This is a genomic window from Rhizobacter sp. AJA081-3, assembly GCF_017795745.1.
Classification (GTDB): domain Bacteria; phylum Pseudomonadota; class Gammaproteobacteria; order Burkholderiales; family Burkholderiaceae_C; genus Piscinibacter.
The window spans coordinates 3,979,116-3,999,097 of sequence record NZ_CP059067.1; the positions used below are offsets into that span (position 1 = coordinate 3,979,116).

The 19,982-nt window shown below is 62.9% G+C and carries 8 protein-coding genes and 1 pseudogene; 1 reads left to right on the forward strand and 8 read right to left on the reverse strand.

Annotated features, from left to right (window positions below):
* Positions 1-70 precede the first annotated feature (70 nt).
* From HZ992_RS18900 to HZ992_RS25845, 8 genes and pseudogenes are all read right to left on the reverse strand, one after another.
* Entirely contained in the window at positions 71-4,639 is a 4,569-nt protein-coding gene (locus HZ992_RS18900; protein WP_209383363.1) for a hypothetical protein, read from the reverse strand.
* A gap of 10 nt (positions 4,640-4,649) precedes the next feature.
* Entirely contained in the window at positions 4,650-11,426 is a 6,777-nt protein-coding gene (locus HZ992_RS18905) for a coiled-coil domain-containing protein (protein ID WP_209383364.1), read from the reverse strand.
* 341 nt (positions 11,427-11,767) lie between these two features.
* Positions 11,768-13,033 (reverse strand): hypothetical protein, encoded by a 1,266-nt coding sequence (locus HZ992_RS18910; RefSeq protein WP_209383365.1) that lies wholly within the window; start codon positions 13,031-13,033, stop codon positions 11,768-11,770.
* A gap of 243 nt (positions 13,034-13,276) precedes the next feature.
* On the reverse strand, positions 13,277-14,959 hold the full coding sequence (locus tag HZ992_RS18915; protein ID WP_209383366.1) for a hypothetical protein: 1,683 nt from the start codon (positions 14,957-14,959) through the stop codon (positions 13,277-13,279).
* Positions 14,952-16,583 carry a hypothetical protein gene (locus tag HZ992_RS18920; protein ID WP_209383367.1) on the reverse strand — a complete coding sequence of 544 codons (1,632 nt, stop codon included), beginning with the start codon at positions 16,581-16,583 and terminating at the stop codon, positions 14,952-14,954. The genes HZ992_RS18915 and HZ992_RS18920 overlap by 8 nt, the downstream gene beginning before the upstream one ends.
* A complete protein-coding gene (locus tag HZ992_RS18925) occupies positions 16,571-16,792 on the reverse strand; it encodes a hypothetical protein (protein WP_209383368.1) in 222 nt (73 codons plus the stop codon). The genes HZ992_RS18920 and HZ992_RS18925 overlap by 13 nt, the downstream gene beginning before the upstream one ends.
* Positions 16,793-16,960: 168 nt before the next feature.
* The gene (locus HZ992_RS18930) at positions 16,961-17,572 is read right to left on the reverse strand and encodes a DUF1819 family protein (protein ID WP_209383369.1); all 612 of its coding nucleotides are present in this window, start codon (positions 17,570-17,572) and stop codon (positions 16,961-16,963) included.
* Positions 17,565-17,729: pseudogene (locus HZ992_RS25845) on the reverse strand (WYL domain-containing protein); the annotation flags it as partial. The pseudogene HZ992_RS25845 and the gene HZ992_RS18930, both read right to left, overlap by 8 nt.
* Before the next feature lie 204 nt (positions 17,730-17,933).
* Here HZ992_RS25845 and HZ992_RS18935 point away from each other — a divergent pair.
* Positions 17,934-19,940 carry a TnsB C-terminal domain-containing protein gene (locus HZ992_RS18935; protein WP_209383370.1) on the forward strand — a complete coding sequence of 669 codons (2,007 nt, stop codon included), beginning with the start codon at positions 17,934-17,936 and terminating at the stop codon, positions 19,938-19,940.
* The last annotated feature ends 42 nt before the right edge of the window (positions 19,941-19,982 follow it).

Here is a 19,982-nt window from a genome sequence, read left to right on the forward strand (position 1 = left end):
TGCGCGTTCGCCGTGGCACGTGCGATGACAACGAGGACCAACGCCTCAAGCCGCAGGAGCTGCGCGGCCCTCACAGAACCTCGCTGAGAAGAAGCCTGTCGCTGAACACCAGGCGGTTCGAAACGCTTCCGCCGGGTGTGCCGCCGCCCGGCGGATCGGCGCGTCCGAATTCAAACTCCTGCACCACCACCGAGTAGAGGCAGTCTGGGCGCATAGCATAGGCGCGTCGGATGTCTTCGGCCTTTTGCCTCCATTCGCCACCCACACGCTCCAAAACCATCGAGGTGTGCAACTCGGGAACCCAGGCCACACCGTGGACCCCGGCATCGCCAACCACCGCCGACCGAAGCGCCTGCCAACGCTCGCTTGGCAGGTACTCAAGATGTGCGGTCACTCGGGTGCCGCGCCGATGCAGCGCGGTCAGCGGAGGCGCCGGCTGCACGCCGGCGAGCGACACCCTCACTTCGAGGTGACCCGACACTAGCGGCCGGGCGGCAACTGAAGCACGGCGGGACGGTGGCAGTTGCACAAACTCCTGCACGGTCAGCTCAGACAGTTCGTAGCCGGGCAGCGCGTTTTCCTGGTAGCGCGCAAGCGAAAGCCTTACGAACGGGAAGTAGGTGTAGCGCTCGTCGATTTGCACATCGACGTAGTACCTGCGGCTCGGTGGGTCGTATTTCGGCTCGTAAAGTACGAGTGCCACCTTGGCCGACTCGCTGCGATAGCTGGCAAGATGATCTTTCATCGAGACTGCCCGGCGTAGGTCAACGACTGGGAAGCACGCGCTGGCGCGCGCGTTCTGCAGGTCCGAGATGCCGTCGCATGTATGCTTTCGGAAGGCCTCAACGGGGATCGATCCGATACACGCATTCGACTCAGCGACACCCCACAGCGGGTCGAGGCCCCATCGCGTGATGAACGGCTCAAGGAAAGCAGGCGGATCGTTGTTGATGCCGCAGAGTCGCGCGATGGCGCTCGCGGCGCGGCGCCGCATCGAAGCTCGATTGAAGTCCTCATCGGGCCAGCAGACGATGGCGAGCTTTTCGCCGAAGCCCGAGGAGAACCACGGGCGCCGCAGCCAGATGCGAAAGCATCCACCAACCCGCTCGTGTGCCGAATGGTTAGGCCCCGACTCGAGCCAGAGGTACTGCGGCATCACATAGTCCACATCAGGCCGCGGCGGTACGGCCGAAGACGGCACTACAACGTGCCGCAACACACCTGGCGCCGACAGGAATTCAGCCGGCGCGCCTTGGAATTCGGAGGCGAATCGCGACTGCGCTGTGATCTCGACATCGACTTTCCGAGCGCGCGAGTCGCCGAAGTCGGCGCGCAGCTCGCCGCCCTTTAGATCCTCGTTGGTGACCCGACTGAGGGAAGTGCGTACGCCGTTTAGGAGTACCAGGCGATCGTCCTCGGCCATCGCGGGAGCGGGCAGCGCGTTCGGAGAATGCGCTGCGCCCGGCACACTCAGCGCGTGCGGCAGATGGTCTAGGGAGACGAGTGCCGTCTTCGCGTGTTCCTGGGGCGGCGCAGTACCCGGGATGTCGTCAGTATCGGACCACGCAAGCTTGATGTCGATGCGCGCCGTGGTGGCGCGCTCGATCTCGAGGTCGCCGGCGAGTAGAGCATCGCTGCGGCCCGGCTCGCGCACAAATCGGAAGGTCTCCTCTCGTGCGGTGAGGTTCACCGCGGGCAGCACCCGCACGTCGCGGTCTGCGGCGTTGGGCGCGAGCTCTGCAGGTGGCAGCCCAGACCACAGCAGTCGCGGTGCGGCAGGCTTGTCGACGGCGTGAACAACTCGCAGCACTTGGCTCGGGTTGAGCATACCGAACGAGGTGAGATTAGTCAGGCCGTCCGCCAGCAGGTCCGCAGTCTGCGCGCGCAACGGGTGGTCGCGCATCTCCTGCCAGTGCGCCAGCCGATCCACGAGACGCCGCCAGACGGTGAGCCAGTTGGGAGCCTCGTCCTTAGTCAGCAGCTGCAGCACCATCGCCGTTTCGATACCATCGGGCGTCTGCAGGAAGTCGACCAACGCGTCCACGGTGGCCGATTGCTCGAGATGGTCGATGCGCATCTCGTGCCATAGATGCACGTCTAAATCATCACCGGCCGCAACGCGAAGCCGAATAGTGGCCCGGTCGTTGGCGTCCCTCTCGAATACAGTGCGCGGCCCTGGCACGCGGCCGTCATCCGCGCGAAGGATCTCCAGGCGCAGTGCGCGGCAGTCGGGCCAGCCGGCTGCACCGCGCCCTTCGTAGTAATCGTGAAACGAAAATGCCACGGGCCGCCCGTCGCTGCGACGGTGCGCGGCGAGGACCACGCGCCGCGCCCAAGGGTCAGGCAGGTACGGAATGACTGGCCGCCGGGCGAAGGCGGATCGGCGGTAGATCGTGTCCGAGTTGTCGTGTCGGTGCGGACGCCCTTCGCCGCCCATGCCGGCCACGGGATTGGAAGTGTTGGGGAAGCGGCCCGATGGGGTCAGGCAGATTCCCTCAAAGGCGCTTTGTGGAGGGCCGGCGCGCATGCCCTTGCGATCGTAGGCACCGAGCATCACCGCAAGCTCCAGCGAGATTGGCGGCGGCACGATCCAGCGCACCTCACGTCGATGCACGCGAGCAACATCTCCGGAACTCGCCAGCACGACCTTGCCGCCCGCCTGCTGCGGCAGCTTGTCGTAGTCCGGACGGTCCCCCAGATGCACGTCGGGCGGAGCGATGGGTTCGAAGCGCTTGAACGGGAAAAATTCATCGCACGAGCGGCCGAGTGCCGCCGAGTGGCAAATGTTCCCCGTCTCGACGGCCTCGTACATGCCCGCTCGCACCACGTCGTCGAGCGAGGGGCCGAAGCCGTCGGCATACACGGCGCGCACGCCAAGCCTGTAGTCGCTCCCAACCCGTAGCGCAGGAAGCCCGCCCGCGGTGACGAGGCGGACCTTCAGCCGCCCGATTTCCAGTTCGGAGGTCGCCGAACCATAGCCCTCACCGCCGGGGTCGGGCAGTGGCACCGCCAGAGACCAGCCGTCCCACGCGAAGAGCGACTGGCTAATCACCGCCTGCCCTTGGCGCGCGTCAGACACCACGCGCTGGGTCGGAGCAAGCAGGCATTCGCCCGCGGAAACGTTCCCGAACCAATCACTGATGTCCTCATTGTTGATCCGGGCATCAAGCACGCGCCATCCCATGAGCGAGCGCCAGGGCGCCGTTCCATGCGCAGGCTTCGTTGGCAGCGGGGAGTTGTGGCGCTGAACGTCCACGCGCATGCCGATCATGATCTGATGTGCGTAGAGCGCTTCGTCGATTGAGCGGTTGTCCAACGCTCTCTCTGGCTTAGAGGGCGCCCGGGTGTCCAGCAACGAAAGACTCAGCGTGCGTTGCGCGGCGAATTCGTAGCTCTGCTCGCCTCCGCTCGCTCCGGCAGCCCGTTGGGAGAGGTAGCCCTTTATGCCGACCACAAACTTGTTGAGGGCTCCTTGCTGGTCGAATTGCGTGACCACGTAGCGCGGCTTGCCGTCGCTGCGCGCAACCGACAGGTCGAACACGCCTTGCCGCAACGGGATCGGCGACTTCTCGTCATCGGGCAAGTCGTCAGGCGCGTCGAGGGGCCGCCCATCCCCGTCGATCGCAACGACCCCAGGCAGGAACTCCTTCTTGAGATCGTGCTGCCCGTCATCCGCGAGCGCCGACATGTCCACTTCGAGCTCCACCACCAGACCCAGGTGGCGCATCAGCCAGCCATGCTGGCCGAGCTTCTTCACCTCGTCCGCGAGCTTTAGCGATTGCGCGACAGGTCTCGTCTCCAGCAGCTTCTGCAAATCCTGCGTCGTGCTGTCCGTTTCGGAACTCGCGGCGATAATCTCGTTCAAGACGTCAAAATCCTCCGCGCGCAGGTCCTTGACATCCTTGGATGCCTTGAAGCGCGAATCTCCATCGATCACCCGATCGGACCATCTGGTCTGCTCAAACGTGGACTCTCTGGGCGGCGGAGACGAACGGCGATCGGCCGGCGAGGTGAGAGACTGGGCAAACCGATCAAGGCGCGCGGCCAGTTTCACCGCATCGCCCGCCAGCTCGCGCGGTGCGCGCGCGAAGTCGAAAGCCTCGTGCCCGGCCAAGTCTGGCCGGATGCCCGGTGCGCGAAGCGACTTGGCAAGCGCAAGCGCATGAAGACCACCGTGTAACGCGGTGAGATATTTTTCATTGCCAGCGCGGTCGACAAGCCACCCGGACTTTGTTGGAATTGGCCCGTAGATTTCGCGCGGCGTGCCTGGATCGGGGAAGGCCGCACGCCAAATCTTGCCCACACGTTCGCGCTGCTCGTGAAGCGACCCGCCCAGACTCCCGAGATACATGCGGTAACCTGCAGCGAGTGTGGCGCCAGAGGCCGGCACCTGCCGAGTGCCGCGCCGGGTGTACACACGCAGCGCGAGAGCTGCGTCCCCTTCGGCAACGCAGCGCGGCCAGTCGGCGAACACTCGACCCAGCGCACGGCATTCCTCCTGCGACATCTTCATGTCCTTGTCCTGGCGGAACATCAGCCTTGCGCGGAAGCGCTGCTTGCCGTCGGCCCTGCCACAAGGCACCAGCAGCCAGCCGCAATACTTGTTGAACGCTTGGCTTTGCTCCTGTGTGAGCTTCATGGCTTGCCTCTCATCTCGCAACCTCATCCAAGTCAGCGAATGCACCGACGTATGCCAGCCAGGCGGAGCCTTCAGCTAGGCCGGGATGCAGCCTTCCAGTCGCAGAGGCCGCCTCAATGAAATCGGCGACATGGTCAGCAGTGTCCGGCGCGGAACCATCACCTCGTGCCCGTGAAGCGGTATCGCGCGTTGCGTCGAGGTTGCGCCGCGCAACAGCCAGCCGATTGATCGCATCGGCCGTCGTGCCGGCTGGTTGCTGCGGGCGTTGTCCGTCCGCGGACTCCGTCATGTTGCCGCCGCCACCCTTCGTGTAGGAAACTGAAACGGAATACGAGTAGTCGACTAACCCAATCGAGAACGAGAACGTGTAGACCGCCAGGCCCGCCATGCTATTGCCCGACCTCCTCAGGCTCACCAGCAACTCGCCGCCCGCACGGAAGATCGAGGCGATGGTGAGCGCTCCACTTGCGCAGAAGAAGCCGGTGATCTCGTCGCGCACGCCCAGCGCGAGATAGACGCCCGCGGTGATCTTGCAGGTGCCGCGCGCGAGACCGCCGCCGAACTCGACACCGGTGACACCGCCGTACTCGAACGAGGCCTCGATCAGCTCCATGGTGTCCGCGCGCATCGTGAGGGCAGCGAAGAAGCCTCCGCCGTAGATGCCGACGGAAGCGAGGATCGGCTTCTGCCGAGTGCCCACCGCGACTTTGAAGCGCGTCGCCGAGTTGTCGAACGGCAGCAGCACCGCCACCGAGAACGACACGTTCTGCAGCGTCATCGCGGCCAGCTGGATGATGTCCTTGTTGAAGCGATAGCCGACCTCGATGCCGGGGCGGCCCTGCAGCAGTTGGACGTAGAAGCCAGAGTCGGCATTGAGCAGCGCCGCGAGTTCGTTCACGAACTTGAGCGCTTGGCCGAACCGCACGTTTTCCAGCCTCACGTCGAACTTCATGGGCTGATTCGAGCCGGCCTGAAACGTGATGGGATGGAAGTCAAGGATCAGGAACGGTGCCGACCCGAACAGGTGCAGCGAGAACGCATCAAGCCGGCCGGTCACGGAACCGGACGTTCCGTTGCCTCGCAGCGAGACTTCGTTGCGTGAGGCGATCGTCAGCTGCGGGCTACCGCCGCCTCCGCTGCCGCGCCCTGGCACCGGGCGGAACACCGCACCGCCGCCGCGCGGAAACTCGTCGATGTCGCAACGCCAGTCGTAGCTGATGCGCAGCTTGGAAGGAACGCCGATTTCGGTGAGCACTTTCTCGGCGATGCCCCGCACGTCCACTAGCCCGCCAAGATTGCCGCCGCCGATCATGTCCGCAAGGTAGGCCACCAGTGTGGAGACCTCCTGGAACAACGCGGATGCGACGTACGCGGCGCGCATGGCCTGGGGGCCGTTCTTCTTTCCCGTTGAGGGCCACGCATCCCCGAAGTCGCGGATCCCGCCAGCGAGTCGCTTCAAGCGCGCCCCGAAGTCCTCTGACAGGTAAGGCTCGACGCTGGAGAGGTCGATATCGCTGACCTGCCCAAGCAGACCGCGCAATTTGTCGAGCGGCGTAGCGAGCCGGACAACCGCGGCGTCGAGTCTCGCCTGGACCTGCTCCATATGAGACATCAGTTCCGCCGCCTGCGGCAGCAAGGCGGAGGCCGCCGCGTTCAAGCGCACGGAGAGTTCCTCCATGACTGCCTGCCTCAGGTTGGCGAGCAACGCCTTGAAATCGTTATCGGAGGCATTGCGGACCTCGACTGCAAATCTAAGCGCGGTGGCAATGGCCTCCTCCACTTGGTCACGTGCATCGCCGAGCAGCCCCGGTAGGTCGTTCTGCAGGCGCTGGAGTTGCGCGCCCAGGTCTGTCTTCTTTAGCGCGTCGAGGAGCCCGCGTTGGAAATCGACAAGAACATTCAGGTCGCGAAGATGCCGATGCAACTCCGCGCCGGTGCGCAGGAGCACGTCGTAGGCTTCGAGATACGAGCGTGCAATGCGTACGACGTTCAGTGGAGAAGCCTGCTCGAGCTTTACGCGCTGTTCGGCGACCGCGGCGAAGGTTATCAGTCCTTCACGCAACTGAACCACCGACTGCAGCGCGTCTTCGATTGCGCGACGCTTCGTCGCATCCGCCGCCGCTGAAAGCTGTGTATTCAGTCGGTCCACGACGCCGTCGGTGCGCGAGAGTTCGTCGAGCGTCGCGTCCACGCTCGACCGGATGTCCTCGAGCTGGTCGTTCGCTTCGAAAGCCGCGGCAACAAGGGGGATCACTTCTTTCAGGGCCGCATTCGTAGCAACTTCGGCCGCGAGCTCGGCCCAGCGCTGGAGCGCAAGCATCGGTTGCAGCAGTTCGCCCATGACGGCGGCGGCACGGTCCAGCGCGGCCTGCATCGCTGCTCGCTCTAGGGCGTTCAGCGTCGCCCGCAGCGAGGTCACGACGTCCTGCAGCGCGCGATACTCCGGTTGCGACACGACGAAGGACTCGAGCCGCGCGACTTCCGCAGTCAGCGCCGCCATTGCTTCGCTCCAGAAGAGGCGAGGCAGGTCGTCGAGTGCCGTGCGCAGGGTCTGCAGGTCGCTCAGGACCTTGCGCGCGGCAGCGAATGCCTGTGCTACAGACGGCGGCAGCAGCGCGACCGGGTTTTCCGCCAAGTTGCGCGCATCGTCGAGGAACTGCTTCAGGTGCGAGTAGGCGCCGCTGACGGCTGCACCTACTGCCGCCGCGTCGGTCGGAGAAACTCCCAGTCCGGCGCGCGCCACGTCGATCGACCTTCGCGCAGCGTTGATGGATGGCCGCAACTTCTCGAGGGCAGAAGCCGGCAGGCCAGACTTCTCCAATGTTTCGGCGAGTGCCTTCAGCACCGTTGCGGGTCCACTCGAGGCGTCCTGAAGCACGGGACGCAGCAATTCCACGAGGTCGTCGAACACCTCTTGCTGGTTCAGCTTGGGGACTTGAGTGCCTGAGACGGCAAGCGCCGTCTTCACCACGTCAACTATGCGCACGCAGCCAGCGATCTTTGCGTCGCCCATCTTCTGCGCGAAGTATTCAACCGGGTCGGACAGCCCTTTCATGAACTTGGCAACCGGGTCCGAGTCGCTTGCCCCCGCTAGGGACTTGAAGTGCGCGCGAGCCTGGTTCGTTACGTCGCCTTTCATCGCGCCGCCGATGGGACCGTGCTCACGCGCGATCGCCATTACTTGCGTAGTGGGCGCAAAGGGACCGCCGCTGCGAGTGGTGTCGCCGCCGAAACCGAGCTCCGCACCCCCGTCGACAAACCGCAGGAACACCTGACCCTTGTTGTCAGCGGGGTCGAAGCCGCGCAGTACGAACGTCCGGTGGTAGGCAACTATGTTGCGCTGCGACGGGTTGCCGGACAGTTGTGACAGTAGCGACATTGAAACCCGCGCTTGGGACATGCGCGGGTAGAACGGGGGCTGCTTCAGTCGCTCACGCTCGCGGTTGAACTTCAGGTCGTCTACGCTCACCGGGCCCTCGTCTTCGATCACCGGGTCTGCTGCGGGAAGGGCGACGCCCAGCACGAAATCGAGCGTTCCGTGGCGGCTGTTGCGGCTGCCCGCCCCGGGCAGGAATTCGATTTCGCCCCGAGTGAGCGTTGCCAGGGCCATGCTTGACTTGTAGGCGCCACTGCGCATCTCCTCCTTGCGCGCGCTTACCTCCACCACGTATGCGTCAAGCACTGCTTTGAGCGTTTCCGGTGTATGCGCAACCTGGTTGTCGACAAACACGAGTGGCACCCGAAACTCCGTGGCGCCACCCTTAACAGTGAACTCGAAGAGTTGGCCGGCCGCGCAACTCTGGGTCGGTGCTGCCGCGGGCACTGCAGGCCAGAACGCTTGCCGTCCCGAGCGCGGCAACACTTCTGTCTTCTCGGGTGGAAGCAGCGGTGGTGTCTCGGGCGGGTCGACCCGCAGCTTTCGCAGGAACCAATCGCGCGCCTCGAAGGGGTGACCGTAAGCCGGAAAGCTGAACTCGCCGGGTTCTACGCGGATCGAGAAGCGCTGCACGAGGACAGCGCGGTAACTCTCCGAGTTAGTCCGGCCGGACCGCTTGAACTCGCGGGTCGTGCGCTTTATGAGCACAGCCGGAATGCCGAGCGGCAACAGGAAGCCCTTGTACTCGACCGTCACCGAGGTGTCGCGGCGCAGCCGGGCTTGGTGCTCCCATTTGCTAATCGTGAGCGCGCCGGGGCGTTCGGAATCTGGCACTGCCGCTGGGGGATCCCAATTGCCCAGGAAATCGAAGCTTGCCCCGAACGGGGTGAGGAGGAGGAGGCTGGCGTGAAAGGGTTGTGAGACGAACTCACCTACCTCCGCCTTCGGCGCGGCGATGACTGATCCGCTGCCAGCGAGTGCCTTCTCGCCGAAGCTGCCTGTAAGCCCAACAAGATTGTGGCGGTCGTGGGCGTCCAGAGATGCGCGAAACTTGGAGGGGTCCTTCGAAGAGTATGGCTTTGGAGGCTGAAAGAAGTTCTCTCTGTTGAAGTCATCGGAGGCGAGCGCGCGCATCGGCAGCGCCCCGCCATGGACGTCACCCGCACGTACATGCCAAAGGTTGTTCGGCACTCCCCACGACCGCGTGGGTTCCGGCAGCGCCCGCCAACGCGACGGGGTGGGTTTGTTCCACACGGGCTTGAGCAGCGTGACCGACAGCCGATACGGCAACTCGAGCCCGGTGACACCCTCCTCTTCCAAACTCTGGCCGGTGTCTTCTCGTAGACGCTCGGCGATGTCACGCTCGTGTACGGCGTCCGTCGTCACTGCACGGAGCGAGAGCGATTCGTAGAAGCGCACCGGCGCACCACTCTCCGGTTCGGCGCTCCATCCGAGGAGCGAAGCCATCGACAACGGCAACGCCGCGCCGCGGTCGAACGCTACCGTGAAGACGAGCCGGCTCGGACCCGACTCCACCGCCTGCGGCTCGAAATTCCGGAAGTAGTCCGGGTCGTCGTTGTCCTTGTATTCCTCTGCTCTCTGCTCGATCGCCTTCACCGCCGCGGGATCCGCCGTGCGAACGTCCTCATAGGCGTCGCTCAACTGTTGGCCAAACTCCTGCGTTAGGTACCGGAGAAACCATTTTGGCAGCGGCGCGCCAATGACCTTCAAACTCCCGAGAAATAGCCAGTCAGCGGAGCGAGTGCCATCCTTCTGGACGACCTGCGCGAACTGTGAATGAAGCTTGTCGCGAAACCGTTGGAGAACTTGGCGCACCGCGTTGTCGACTGGCGTCGACCAGTCCTTGAGCATTGCGACGTCCGCGATCACCGCCAGCACGCGCGCCTCCTTCGACCGCATCGGCGCGCAGATGACCTCTTCGCTGGCCTTGCTGTTGCCCGACGCTGATGCCGAGTAGATGGACTCTTCCTGCAGGTGCTGGGAGGCTAGTTCGAACGATAGCTCGCCCGACGTACCCGAATCCGGCACGAGGACCCAGCCGCGCAAGCGCGGCTCGAGCTTGAGTCCACGAAACCGGAAGATTGCCGCGAACCCGTCGATCGTGCGGCGCACGATCAATCTGTATCCCTTGAGCGGAATCGCCCGCAGCCTGACGATCGTCGAGTCCCACCGAACCAGGTCCTCGGAAGCCGCGTCCTCTGCCTTCTCAAACCAGGCGACGTCAGCGCCCACAAAAGGCACGACGAAGCGGTGCGCGAAGACACCGTTGACGACCGCACGCGCGACCTCGGCGCCCTGGTATGCCTGCACGCATGCACCCGGCCCAGCGCTCAGCTCGTAGCTCGCGTTCGCGACATCCACCCAGTGGGTACCGAAGGGCACTGCGTCGAGGTTCTTGCACGCGCCGCGGCCGAAACTTTCGTCGATCCTCAATGCCGAGACAGGGAGCGGCGCGCCGCCCGCCTGCGCGACGAGCACGCCGGCCGCGCTACTCGAACGCCAGGAGGCCATCGCATGCATTGCCCGCGGGTTCGCCGCATGACGCGTGAACTCGGCAATCAGCTGCACGTCGGGTTCGAACTGCGGCTGCAACCCAGCTACCGGCGGCACAAGCGCGACAAGCGCATCGCTTCTAAAGACAAGCTGGGCGCGCCGCAGCACACCGAGTGCTGCGCCAGCCGGCTCGAGCGAGCCCCGCGAGTCTGCCTCAGGTGCGACGACCACCGTGACGTGAGAGCAGGGCGCGGCGCCTTGCCTCAGCCGGATAGTGGCAACGTCCTTGCCGTGGAAGTCGAGCCGCCAGTCGCTGCGCAGTACTAACGTTGCGGTTCCGGCCAGGAGCACCTCCAAGTCCCTCGTGCCGCCATCCGTCGAATCGATCTTCACCGCGCAGCTGATGGACTCGCCTCTTTCGAGCCAGGTGAGAAGATCGCCGCGCCCGCGCGCGCGCAAGTGCGGGAACTCGATGTCAAATGTCCACAGGCGGCGCACCTTCCTCGCGGCCATCTTGAAGTCGCAACGCAGGCGAGTGCCGGTCAACAGTGCGCCGGTAAGCGCCAGCTCGAAGCTATCGTCGGAAGTGGAATGTAAGAGCTTCGGCCGACCATCGAACCAAGCCGTGTCGACGCGCCACGCGGGCTCGCCGTCTAAGCGAAGGCAGAAACTGTGGTCATCGCCGCTGAACGAGACAGCGCGCGCGCGATTCGACGTATGAGATGCCGCTGCGGCACTACCGACACCAGTGACGCCCGCGAGAAGGACGCGGCGGCGACTTAGCCGCACGTTGCGGAAAGGCGAGCCGGCGACGGCGTCTCCCTCCGCGAGTCCATTTGCGGCGGCGTCATTCTCTTCTCCCGCAACTCCACCCCGCGGCGAATCGAGATCCTTCACGGCACGCCTCCGATTCGCGGCGAACATAGTCCAAAGCAGTGAACTACGCATCCCCTAAGTTGTCGACGAGTGGTGCAAGGGCCATCTGGACATTGCCGTCGGGTTGCCGATCGGCGTCTCGTCTTCGGGCTCTAGATCGAAGCGCTACCAAAGCCGGGGGACAACGCACCGCGAGCGGTCGCCATAAACGACAGCGATGAGGGCCAGAGCCTGACTGGCGGTCCCAGTCAGGCTCTGGTCCAGGACGTGGGCGGCGACATGCCGACGGACAATCGGCGTGACTTCAACTGCTGGGGCATCCAGTGCCGGCGCTGTTCTGCTGACTTGTTCACGCGTCCCGACTAACTCGGGTCTTGGCTGTCGCCCGCGAGGCCCTCGGCCTGGAAAACAGCTCGCCCCCACGCAAGCACCGCAGGAGAGATTGGCTGAAGCCGTCTCCCCGACCATTCCTGTACTTCGTTCCTCGGCGACGCCGCGAACCTCATGATCGCAGGCGTGCTCGCGATCGCGTGGAAACTGAACTGCACATTCCCGACAGCGACGTAGATGGTGCCGCCAGCTTGCACATAAAGGCGCACCCCATCGATCGGATCTTCAGCCAGCTCCTCAATCCAATGACAGACTCGTTGCTTGAACGCGTATGTCTCCTTCGGTAGCATCTGCGATCCCCTGTAGAACCCGGCACGCTGATTCGTTGCGGCGTTCAGAAGGTTGGCAGCGGCAAAGGCATAGGCTGCCTCGCCGCGCGTTCTGATCTCAATGCCGAGCGCAGCACGTGCCTCCCTCAGCTGGCTCGTTGCGATCTCCTGAGGCTCAGTGGCCGCCGCCAGATTGGCTGTGGCTTCGTCCACGGACTGCCCCAGGGGCGCGCCCGACTCCGCCAGGCGCATATGATTCGTAAGAAACCGAATCTGCGGCAGATGCCTCCGGCCAGTTCCCCCAAGGTCTGCCAACTCGAACAGCGATACGACCTTTGTGCTCTCCGAGCGACTGCGGTGGTGCGGCGCAAATGTAGGGTGGCAGAAGACCGCGACTAGCTCCCGGCACTGGCCTTCGCAATAGAGCGCCTGACGGTGTGCCTTTTCTTCTGTGAATCTGTAGATTAGCCAATGATCACGCCCGGCAGAGAGGAACGGCACGATTGGCCGCGCGTCTGACCGGTACTGCGCATGAGGAAGGTACCCGTCGCGAGTCGGCTCGCCGCCACTTGAAAATGCGACGTGACGCTGCCAAGGCGCTAGCGGAGCGGCCAATTCACCGACAAGCGTGCGGAATAGAAGCGCTGCCCAGGGTAGACAACGCTTCGCTTCCAACCGCTGGAACCTACCCATCATGAAGTCCATGAGAGCATCCTTAGCGGGATCTTCCTTCCGCGTGAACAGCGTGATGAAGTGACCGTCATTGGAGGCAACAAGAACGAAGTCATCGGCCCACCGCCCGCTGCGCCACATGACTCCCTGCGATGTCCCAGCGGTCTCCAGTCTCACGCGGATTTCAGTGCGGCCCTCGTTCTTGCCGGCCCGCTTGTCAAGCACGGTTAGAACATAGTCACCTATGAGCTGCTTCTCACGGACGGTCGCATCGTGATAGTCGGCCTCGGCGAACACCTGCCACGGGTATAGCTCGCGGCACCACCGAGCTCGGTGACTGTCATCGTGATTGGCACACCACGTCTCGAAAGAGAGGGCGCGAACGGACTGTGCGAGCAGATTGGCCTCCGATGTCTTGTGAGGTCCTTACGGCGGGATGAAAGCAATTCCCTAGCAGCGCCGGGCTAAATGCACCAAGCGCCCGGCCGCGGGAAAGCGCCAGCAGCCACGCACACCCCACGGCATAGAACCTTCGCCAGTTCAACCCTTGGCATCACCTGACAGCGCTCCGGTCAACCGAGCCTTTCCTCTCCTCGTCAGAGTGTAGCCACTGGCTGTGTCTCGCAGCAGACCAGCTTGCTCACAGAGCATGAGCGCATGGTTCAGCTTGTCTTCTGACCGAGCTGGTAGGGGTAAGCTGGCCAACTTGTCGAATCGTTCCAGACCGTAGTCGCCCATCACGAATCGGAAGCGGTTCTTGCCGTCGTTCCTCAAGGACCGATCGCGGGCAACCGTGAAGTGCCGGAGCACTACCCAGTCCTTGACGAGGCGACTTAGGAAGTCCGCCACACTCATCGACTGGGAGCGATTCACCAAGTCATGCAGCGACATCAGCGAGCAGAAGTCCGAATCGCTGCGCAGAATCTTCAGCGCTTGGGGATACCTGGCAAGGTTTCCCACCTCAATGGCGCAAAGCAGAAGACCAATGTAGGCATCGGCAACCGCGTGACACTTGCTGCCAAAGTCCAGTCGGCTCTCGTCCTCAAGTCTGTCGATGAGTAAGAAGATGTCGGCAACGTTCTCAGTCTGCTGCTCCAATCGCATTGCGGCACTTGCCGCGGCCGCGTACATCGATTCGAAGTTGCCCTGCTGTCCAGCCAGCGCAACAAGCTGCTGTGCGACCTTTGCGCGCATGACTCTCGGAAGGCACGCGACGCCAGCCGCTGCGACGTCAGCGCAGCAGTCATCAATCGCCTGGCTCCCTCCCCCGACCTCCTTGTCGTGGATCCAGCGCTCCACCGCGCAATAGAGCGCCTCAAGGCAGAGCCGCTGCAATTGGCGAACCTGCAGAACAGCCCATCTCGCCTGACTGGGAATCAAATCTGGCTCAACGATCGACGCACCATCGACTGCCATACCTCGCGCCATGCAGGTGCGCACTTCATCGGCGTCCGCTGCAGCGGCGTAACCCAATGCTTTGTTGGCAACGGAAACAGCATTGACGGCCCGAAGCGCCAGCTGCAGCGTTAGCCACCTCCGTCTGTCCTCGCTGGAGGCGCCATCATCCAATCGCTGTGGGAAGAACCGCTCGAGGAAGGCGTCCTGCTCCTCCTTGGATGGTGACGTGACGTCCAGCGCGCCATGAAGCGCATCAATCTGCGTACGCTTGCTGGTGGTCTTATCCGTCGACTTCAGCCACCTGTATCCCGAAAGATGCTTGACGGCACTGTCGTAGGCAGAAGCCAAGCGCTCACCCGCCTGGAGACAGCCGTATATCGAGTATTTCCGCTTCTCTAGGAAGCCCAGCCCGGTGGTCAGGCTCGGCCTGTAGGTCACCGCCTCAAACAAGGTCGCCTCGCTCGCTCCGAATGTCGAGAATGCGAGTTGCACACTCTTGTTGTCCTCTGGGAACTTCCGACGCATACCAGCCAGCTGTGGCTTCTTGGGATTCGCCCACACGATTGCAAGCTCCATCTTTTCGAAAGCACCTTCGAACAGCGCCCTGGCATCGCGTGACTTTTCCGCGGCGCCGCCTTCGAGGGCCTTCTCCACCTGGACCGCTGTCCAACAAAGTGCCGAGTAGACACGGATGTACCGAACGTAGTTGTTGAAGCCCGGTAGCGCCCCGTTGTATAGCCGCTCGTTCGTTGCCGCGAGACCCAACGGGTCATCGCCGACGAAACCCCGCTGCACAGGGGTCACGAAGACTGGAGCGTCAAGCATGCTGGAGCTCCCGCAGAATGGCCGTCAATCGGCTACGGTTTGCGGAAAAGATGACCAGGCCGCGGCACATCAGATTCTGATGGACTAAGTAGTGCTTGCTCCTCAGTGCCTTCAACTCGTCCTTGTCGAGCGACCTATTGCAAAGGGGGCAGGCGCTCCTGGCAATTCCGGCAGTGTCCAGGAGACCCTGTGTCAGTGGAAGTCGACTGTGCGTGCGCATCGCTTGCGCCACTTGCGCGACCTCTTGATCGGCTTGTCCACGCCCCCGTGATGGCCCGGTTGCTGCCATTCTCAGCAGGGCAATCAGCGCGTCGTCGACAGTAGCAGCGCTCACGATTCGGGCGGCCGTATCCGCTAACCGTTGCCGCTCATCCATCGTCAGCCTTGAGAAGAGGTCGCGCTCGAAGCCCTCCTTCGCAAGAGAAGCGAATTCCTCGACATTAAGGCTCGTTCCGCTGGCTCGGTCCACTGCTTCTTTGAACGACGACAGCGGCACCGGCGAGCCGATAGCATCAAGCCGCGACATGGCATAGACCGCCATTGCTGCCGCAATCTGCGCAACTCTAGCCCGCGCTGGGGCGGCATACCCAAAACTGGAGTATTGATCGAGCCAGGATACGCATGGCTCTACGAACGCTGGCTGCCGAATAGTCCGATCGACAACCCGGGATGCCACTACCTCAGCAAGGAGTCCCGCATCGGCGCGATCAGGTTGCTCATCCAACTTCTTCGGGATGCCTTCACATAGACGATCAAGCAGGACGTACATCTCGGTCATAGACAGGTCCTGACGTCTCCGGTCACGAGCGTCTTCGTTCCGGCCATCGCTCAACTTCTTCTTTACCGGCGGGGCCTCGTCCTCGCCTTCGTCGATCTCCTCGTCATCCGTCTCAGCTTCGTCGCTCTGTGAGTTCAGCCAGTGATTCAATGCGGTCAGCGCCTTGTCATATCTGCGCCGTTCGGAACTGGTCTTAGCGCGCTTCTCGCCGCTTTCAAGCCAGCTATCGAACAAGAAGTCCTCATCCAGCTCTTCGGCCGGTTGGGGCTCCGGAGTCTTTCCCCTTGACTTCCCCGCTACGACGCCGGCCTGAGAAGCCAAGATCTGAATGACCTGTGCGACGTCATGAAGGCTGAAGTTCCCCTGAAGGACACGGCTGATCGCCGCGCGGCGTTCGCGCTCTTGCGCTGAGATCTTCAGTTCTTCGCGAAGGTTGAGCCAGCAAGTCGCTTCCATGCCAACGCAAGAGACTTTGAGTTGCACCGCAGAACTCGTGTCGAAGGCAGGAACATGCCGGATAGCGAAGCTCCCGCCCTTCAGCTCAGCATGACCCTCATGGACGGTCACCTGGTCACGTTCAATTCGAACGTCAATGACCGCGGGCAGTTCAGCCCGGGAGGTCACCAAGCCTTCCAGGCAGCGCTCCTCCGTTAGCCAAGCATCCACAAACAAGGCAGCCTGGGGCTCAAACTCGTCGGGATCAATGGTGACCTCGAAGCCTTTTGTCTCCACCGTCTTCCAGGCGAACGGACTTTCGCGGAGCCATCTTGCGAGCGAAATCTCGACGTTCTTTCTCGTCTCAAGGCTCTGATAGGTTGCATTGACGGACCCTGTCACCACCAGCACGTCATGAGCTTGGTGTTCTCGGCGATGTACTGACCTACCTCGTCGACGAAGAAGTTCAGCCGAAAGTTGGCGGGCTTCTGATCCAGCCACGCCTTCACCTGGTTGCCGAAGTCCTCGATCGACACGCTGTACTGCGCCCTGTACTTGTCCAGGATGCCTTTGGCGTGTGCCGCGTCCTCGCCAGTGACCTCGCCGTATGCGCGAGCCACATTGCCGGCTTCAAGCAGTGCCTGCTCTCGACCCTTCTCCCAAGGCTTGTTCGCAACGCGTTGGTAGGTCGTTGTTGAGACCCCGCATCTGCAAGAAGCGCTCTCCGGCGATCACACCCACGAGGTGCTCAAATCGCTTGGCGAACGGCTGTTGGCTTAGCTTTGTGCTCATTGCAGCCACCGTTGGATGTCCTTCTCGGATGCGGGAAACACGAGCAGGTCACGACGACCTTGCCTCGCAAGAATTTGGGTGAGCTCTGGGCCCAGAACCGCCGGCAGGATCAGTTCCGCCTCGGACAAGAGATCTGCCTCTCGCAACATGCGGAAGAGGTTCTGGCGCAGCTTATGCTGGGTTGAAACTGCCAGCCCGTCCAATTCGGAGTGCCACAGCGCCTTGCTGTTGTAGAAGGCCTCGTAGTCATTGAATGTCAACTGCCTCTTCAGATGGAGGTGATTCTCACGCAGGACCTCGGTGGCGAACTCGCGAATGAAGTCATAGCGTCGGCAAGCGGCAACCCACAGGAGACTTGCTCTGTCGTGGAGGTTGACAGTGAGCAGCGCCTGCAACTCCACATCGTCGAGGTGCTCAAGCCGTGCCGTGACTTCTTTGCTCACGCGAGTCGCCGCGGCCGCGGTGCGGACCTGCAGGAGGTTCTCTTGGCGGGTCTGTGCGCGCGCCTTCGCCCAGTCCTTCGTCGCAAGATACGCCGCAGCAACCGATGCTGCTTCTTGGACGAAGAGTCCTCCTGTGGTGAAGGAAAGACGGTAGCGACTAGCCATCTGTTCTCGCTCCCGAAGTCGACGGCTGATAGCCAGGCGCGATCGCCGCACTCTTGACACCGTAGAGCGCCAGATGATCTTGCAACCACAGACGATGCTCTGGCCCATTCAGGGCGTGATCCGGTGAGCAGTCAACGCTCCACCGACGCAGGACATAGTCGAATCATCCAACAGTGCGCCGCCGAAATACTTCCGGATCACGCACGTCTTCGAGAAGAACGCGTACTGGATGCGGGTCGGCTCTCCCGAAGAAGCGCGAGATGCCCGGCGTCCAATCGCAATCCCCCTGCGGACGCTGAAGTCGCTGCTGGCTGAGGCTGCAGGCGCGGCAACCTGGGGCCAGCTGCGCCTGCCCGACGCCATGACCGAGGCCGACGCCGAGGACGCGGATCACCGCGCAAAGCTGGATGCAGCGTGGGAGATGATCGAGCCGCTCGTTGCCGCGTTTTGCGACGAGGCGAACCTTGCCAGATCCAGGTTCAGGCAACTCATTCAGCTTCGCGCCGAGCAACTGGGGGCATCGCAGACGACTCTGCGCCGACTTGTACAGCGCTACTACTATTTCGGCGGACTGCGTATCGCACTCCTGCCACTGCCCAGGGGACGCAAGCCCCAGTACCGGTACACCCGAGAGGACGGGACCTCGGCTGATTCGGTCCGTACGAGACCCATGCGTCGGCGGGGCCGACAGTCAGCGCTGGCGGCCAAGTACGGCGAGAACCACTTCCTGATCGGCGAGGACGACGTCGCAGACATGCTGGCCGCTGTGAAGCGGCTGCTGAGGAGTGGGCCGACCTACATCTCCGATGCACACGAGGAGTACCTGAGAAAGGACTTCGCCAAGCGGCACCCGGAGTTGCACAAGGCGTATACCGAGGGCGAGCACGCAGAGCCTGTGAGCCTCAGGCAGTTTCGGTACCACGTGAATCTGAACCTCGTACTCAACAACAACCTGAGCAGCAACCTGCGCCTGCAGCGCGATGCCAGAGACAAGTCCGGCTCCCTGCACTCGATCGGGCCGGGCGATCTCTATGAAATCGACGCAACGCTTGGCCGAGTGCACCTGGTGTCATCGACGCAGCCACATGTGGTTCTTGGCACGCCGACCATCTACCTGGTCATCGACCGTTGGAGTCGATTCATCGTGGCGGTCTACATCTCGCTGCGCGCACCGGCGTGGGAAGAGTTGCGCCAGGCACTCCTGGTCGCCTTCACCTCGCGCAAGCAGAGGTTTCGCAGGCTGAAGGTACTCGTCGACGACAAGACATGGCCGCGCGCCCCGATCCCCGCCGCCCTGTGTGCCGACCGCGGGTCCGATTTCATGAGCGAGGCAACGCGCAACGCCGTGGTCTCGAACCTGCGCATCGAACTGACCCCGTTGCCTCCGGGATGCCCGGACGGCAAAGCCATCATCGAGCGCTTCATTCGCGAGCTGAAGAAGCGGATGAAGTCGTCCGGCGCCAAAGGCGTCTATGCGGAACGCCCGATGACCCGCGAGGCCAAGATTGCCGCCAAGCGAGCGGCCAAGGGCGCAGCGCATTCGCTCGCGGACATGTACCGTCTCCTGGTACAGATCGTCGTCGATCGGAACAACGCCGCCCACAGTCAACTGCGAAAGTACCGTGAGCTGACTCGCGCAGGGATTGCACCTACCCCTCAGAACGCTTTCAAGTGGGGTCTGGCGAACATCACTGGCCACCGTTCTCCCCCGTTGACGGAGCAAGACTACTGGCGCTTGCTGCTCAGCCAGGACACGGCTTCGGCAGCCCGCAGCGGATTGAAGTACCGCGGACGAGACTATGTGCCCGATGGCGAAGCTGCCGAATCGCTGCTCAGGCAATTGCCAGCCAAGCGAAAGTCCGTGCAGATCCGGCTCGACAAGCTCGATCCGGGCGAGATCTTCGTTGTCAGCGCCGGGCTGCCCCGCTGGGCAAAGTTCGTTCTCAAGGAAACGAACGCTCGCAACCTCGGGACCGTGACACTGGAAGAAGAAGAGCTCATGGAAGAGGCATCCAATCGCCTCTGGGTCGAGGCCGAGCACGACAGCCGGCGCGACCGAGTGAAGGCGGATCGTCCGGTTCCGACCAAGCGCCCGCAGGGACGCACCGGCCCTTCGTCTTCTTCGCCCCATGAGCTCACTGAACGCGAGCGACGGGCCGAGCGCGACCGTGAGACGTCTTCGATCAAGGCAGCACTTCGTCCGAAGGGAGTGGGCTCCAGCGCTATCTCTGGGCAGCAAAGTCCGGCCCGAAAGACCGAAAGATCCTCGGTACCTGACGGTAGTTCTGACTGGCGCAAAGACGATGAAAGGCGCAGGATGGAGATGGTTGAAGCAATTCGGCGCAAGCGCAGGCCGGCCAAGGAATAGTCAAAGTCATTAGTTATCCTTGTCCGAACGGCGTTGCCGGGC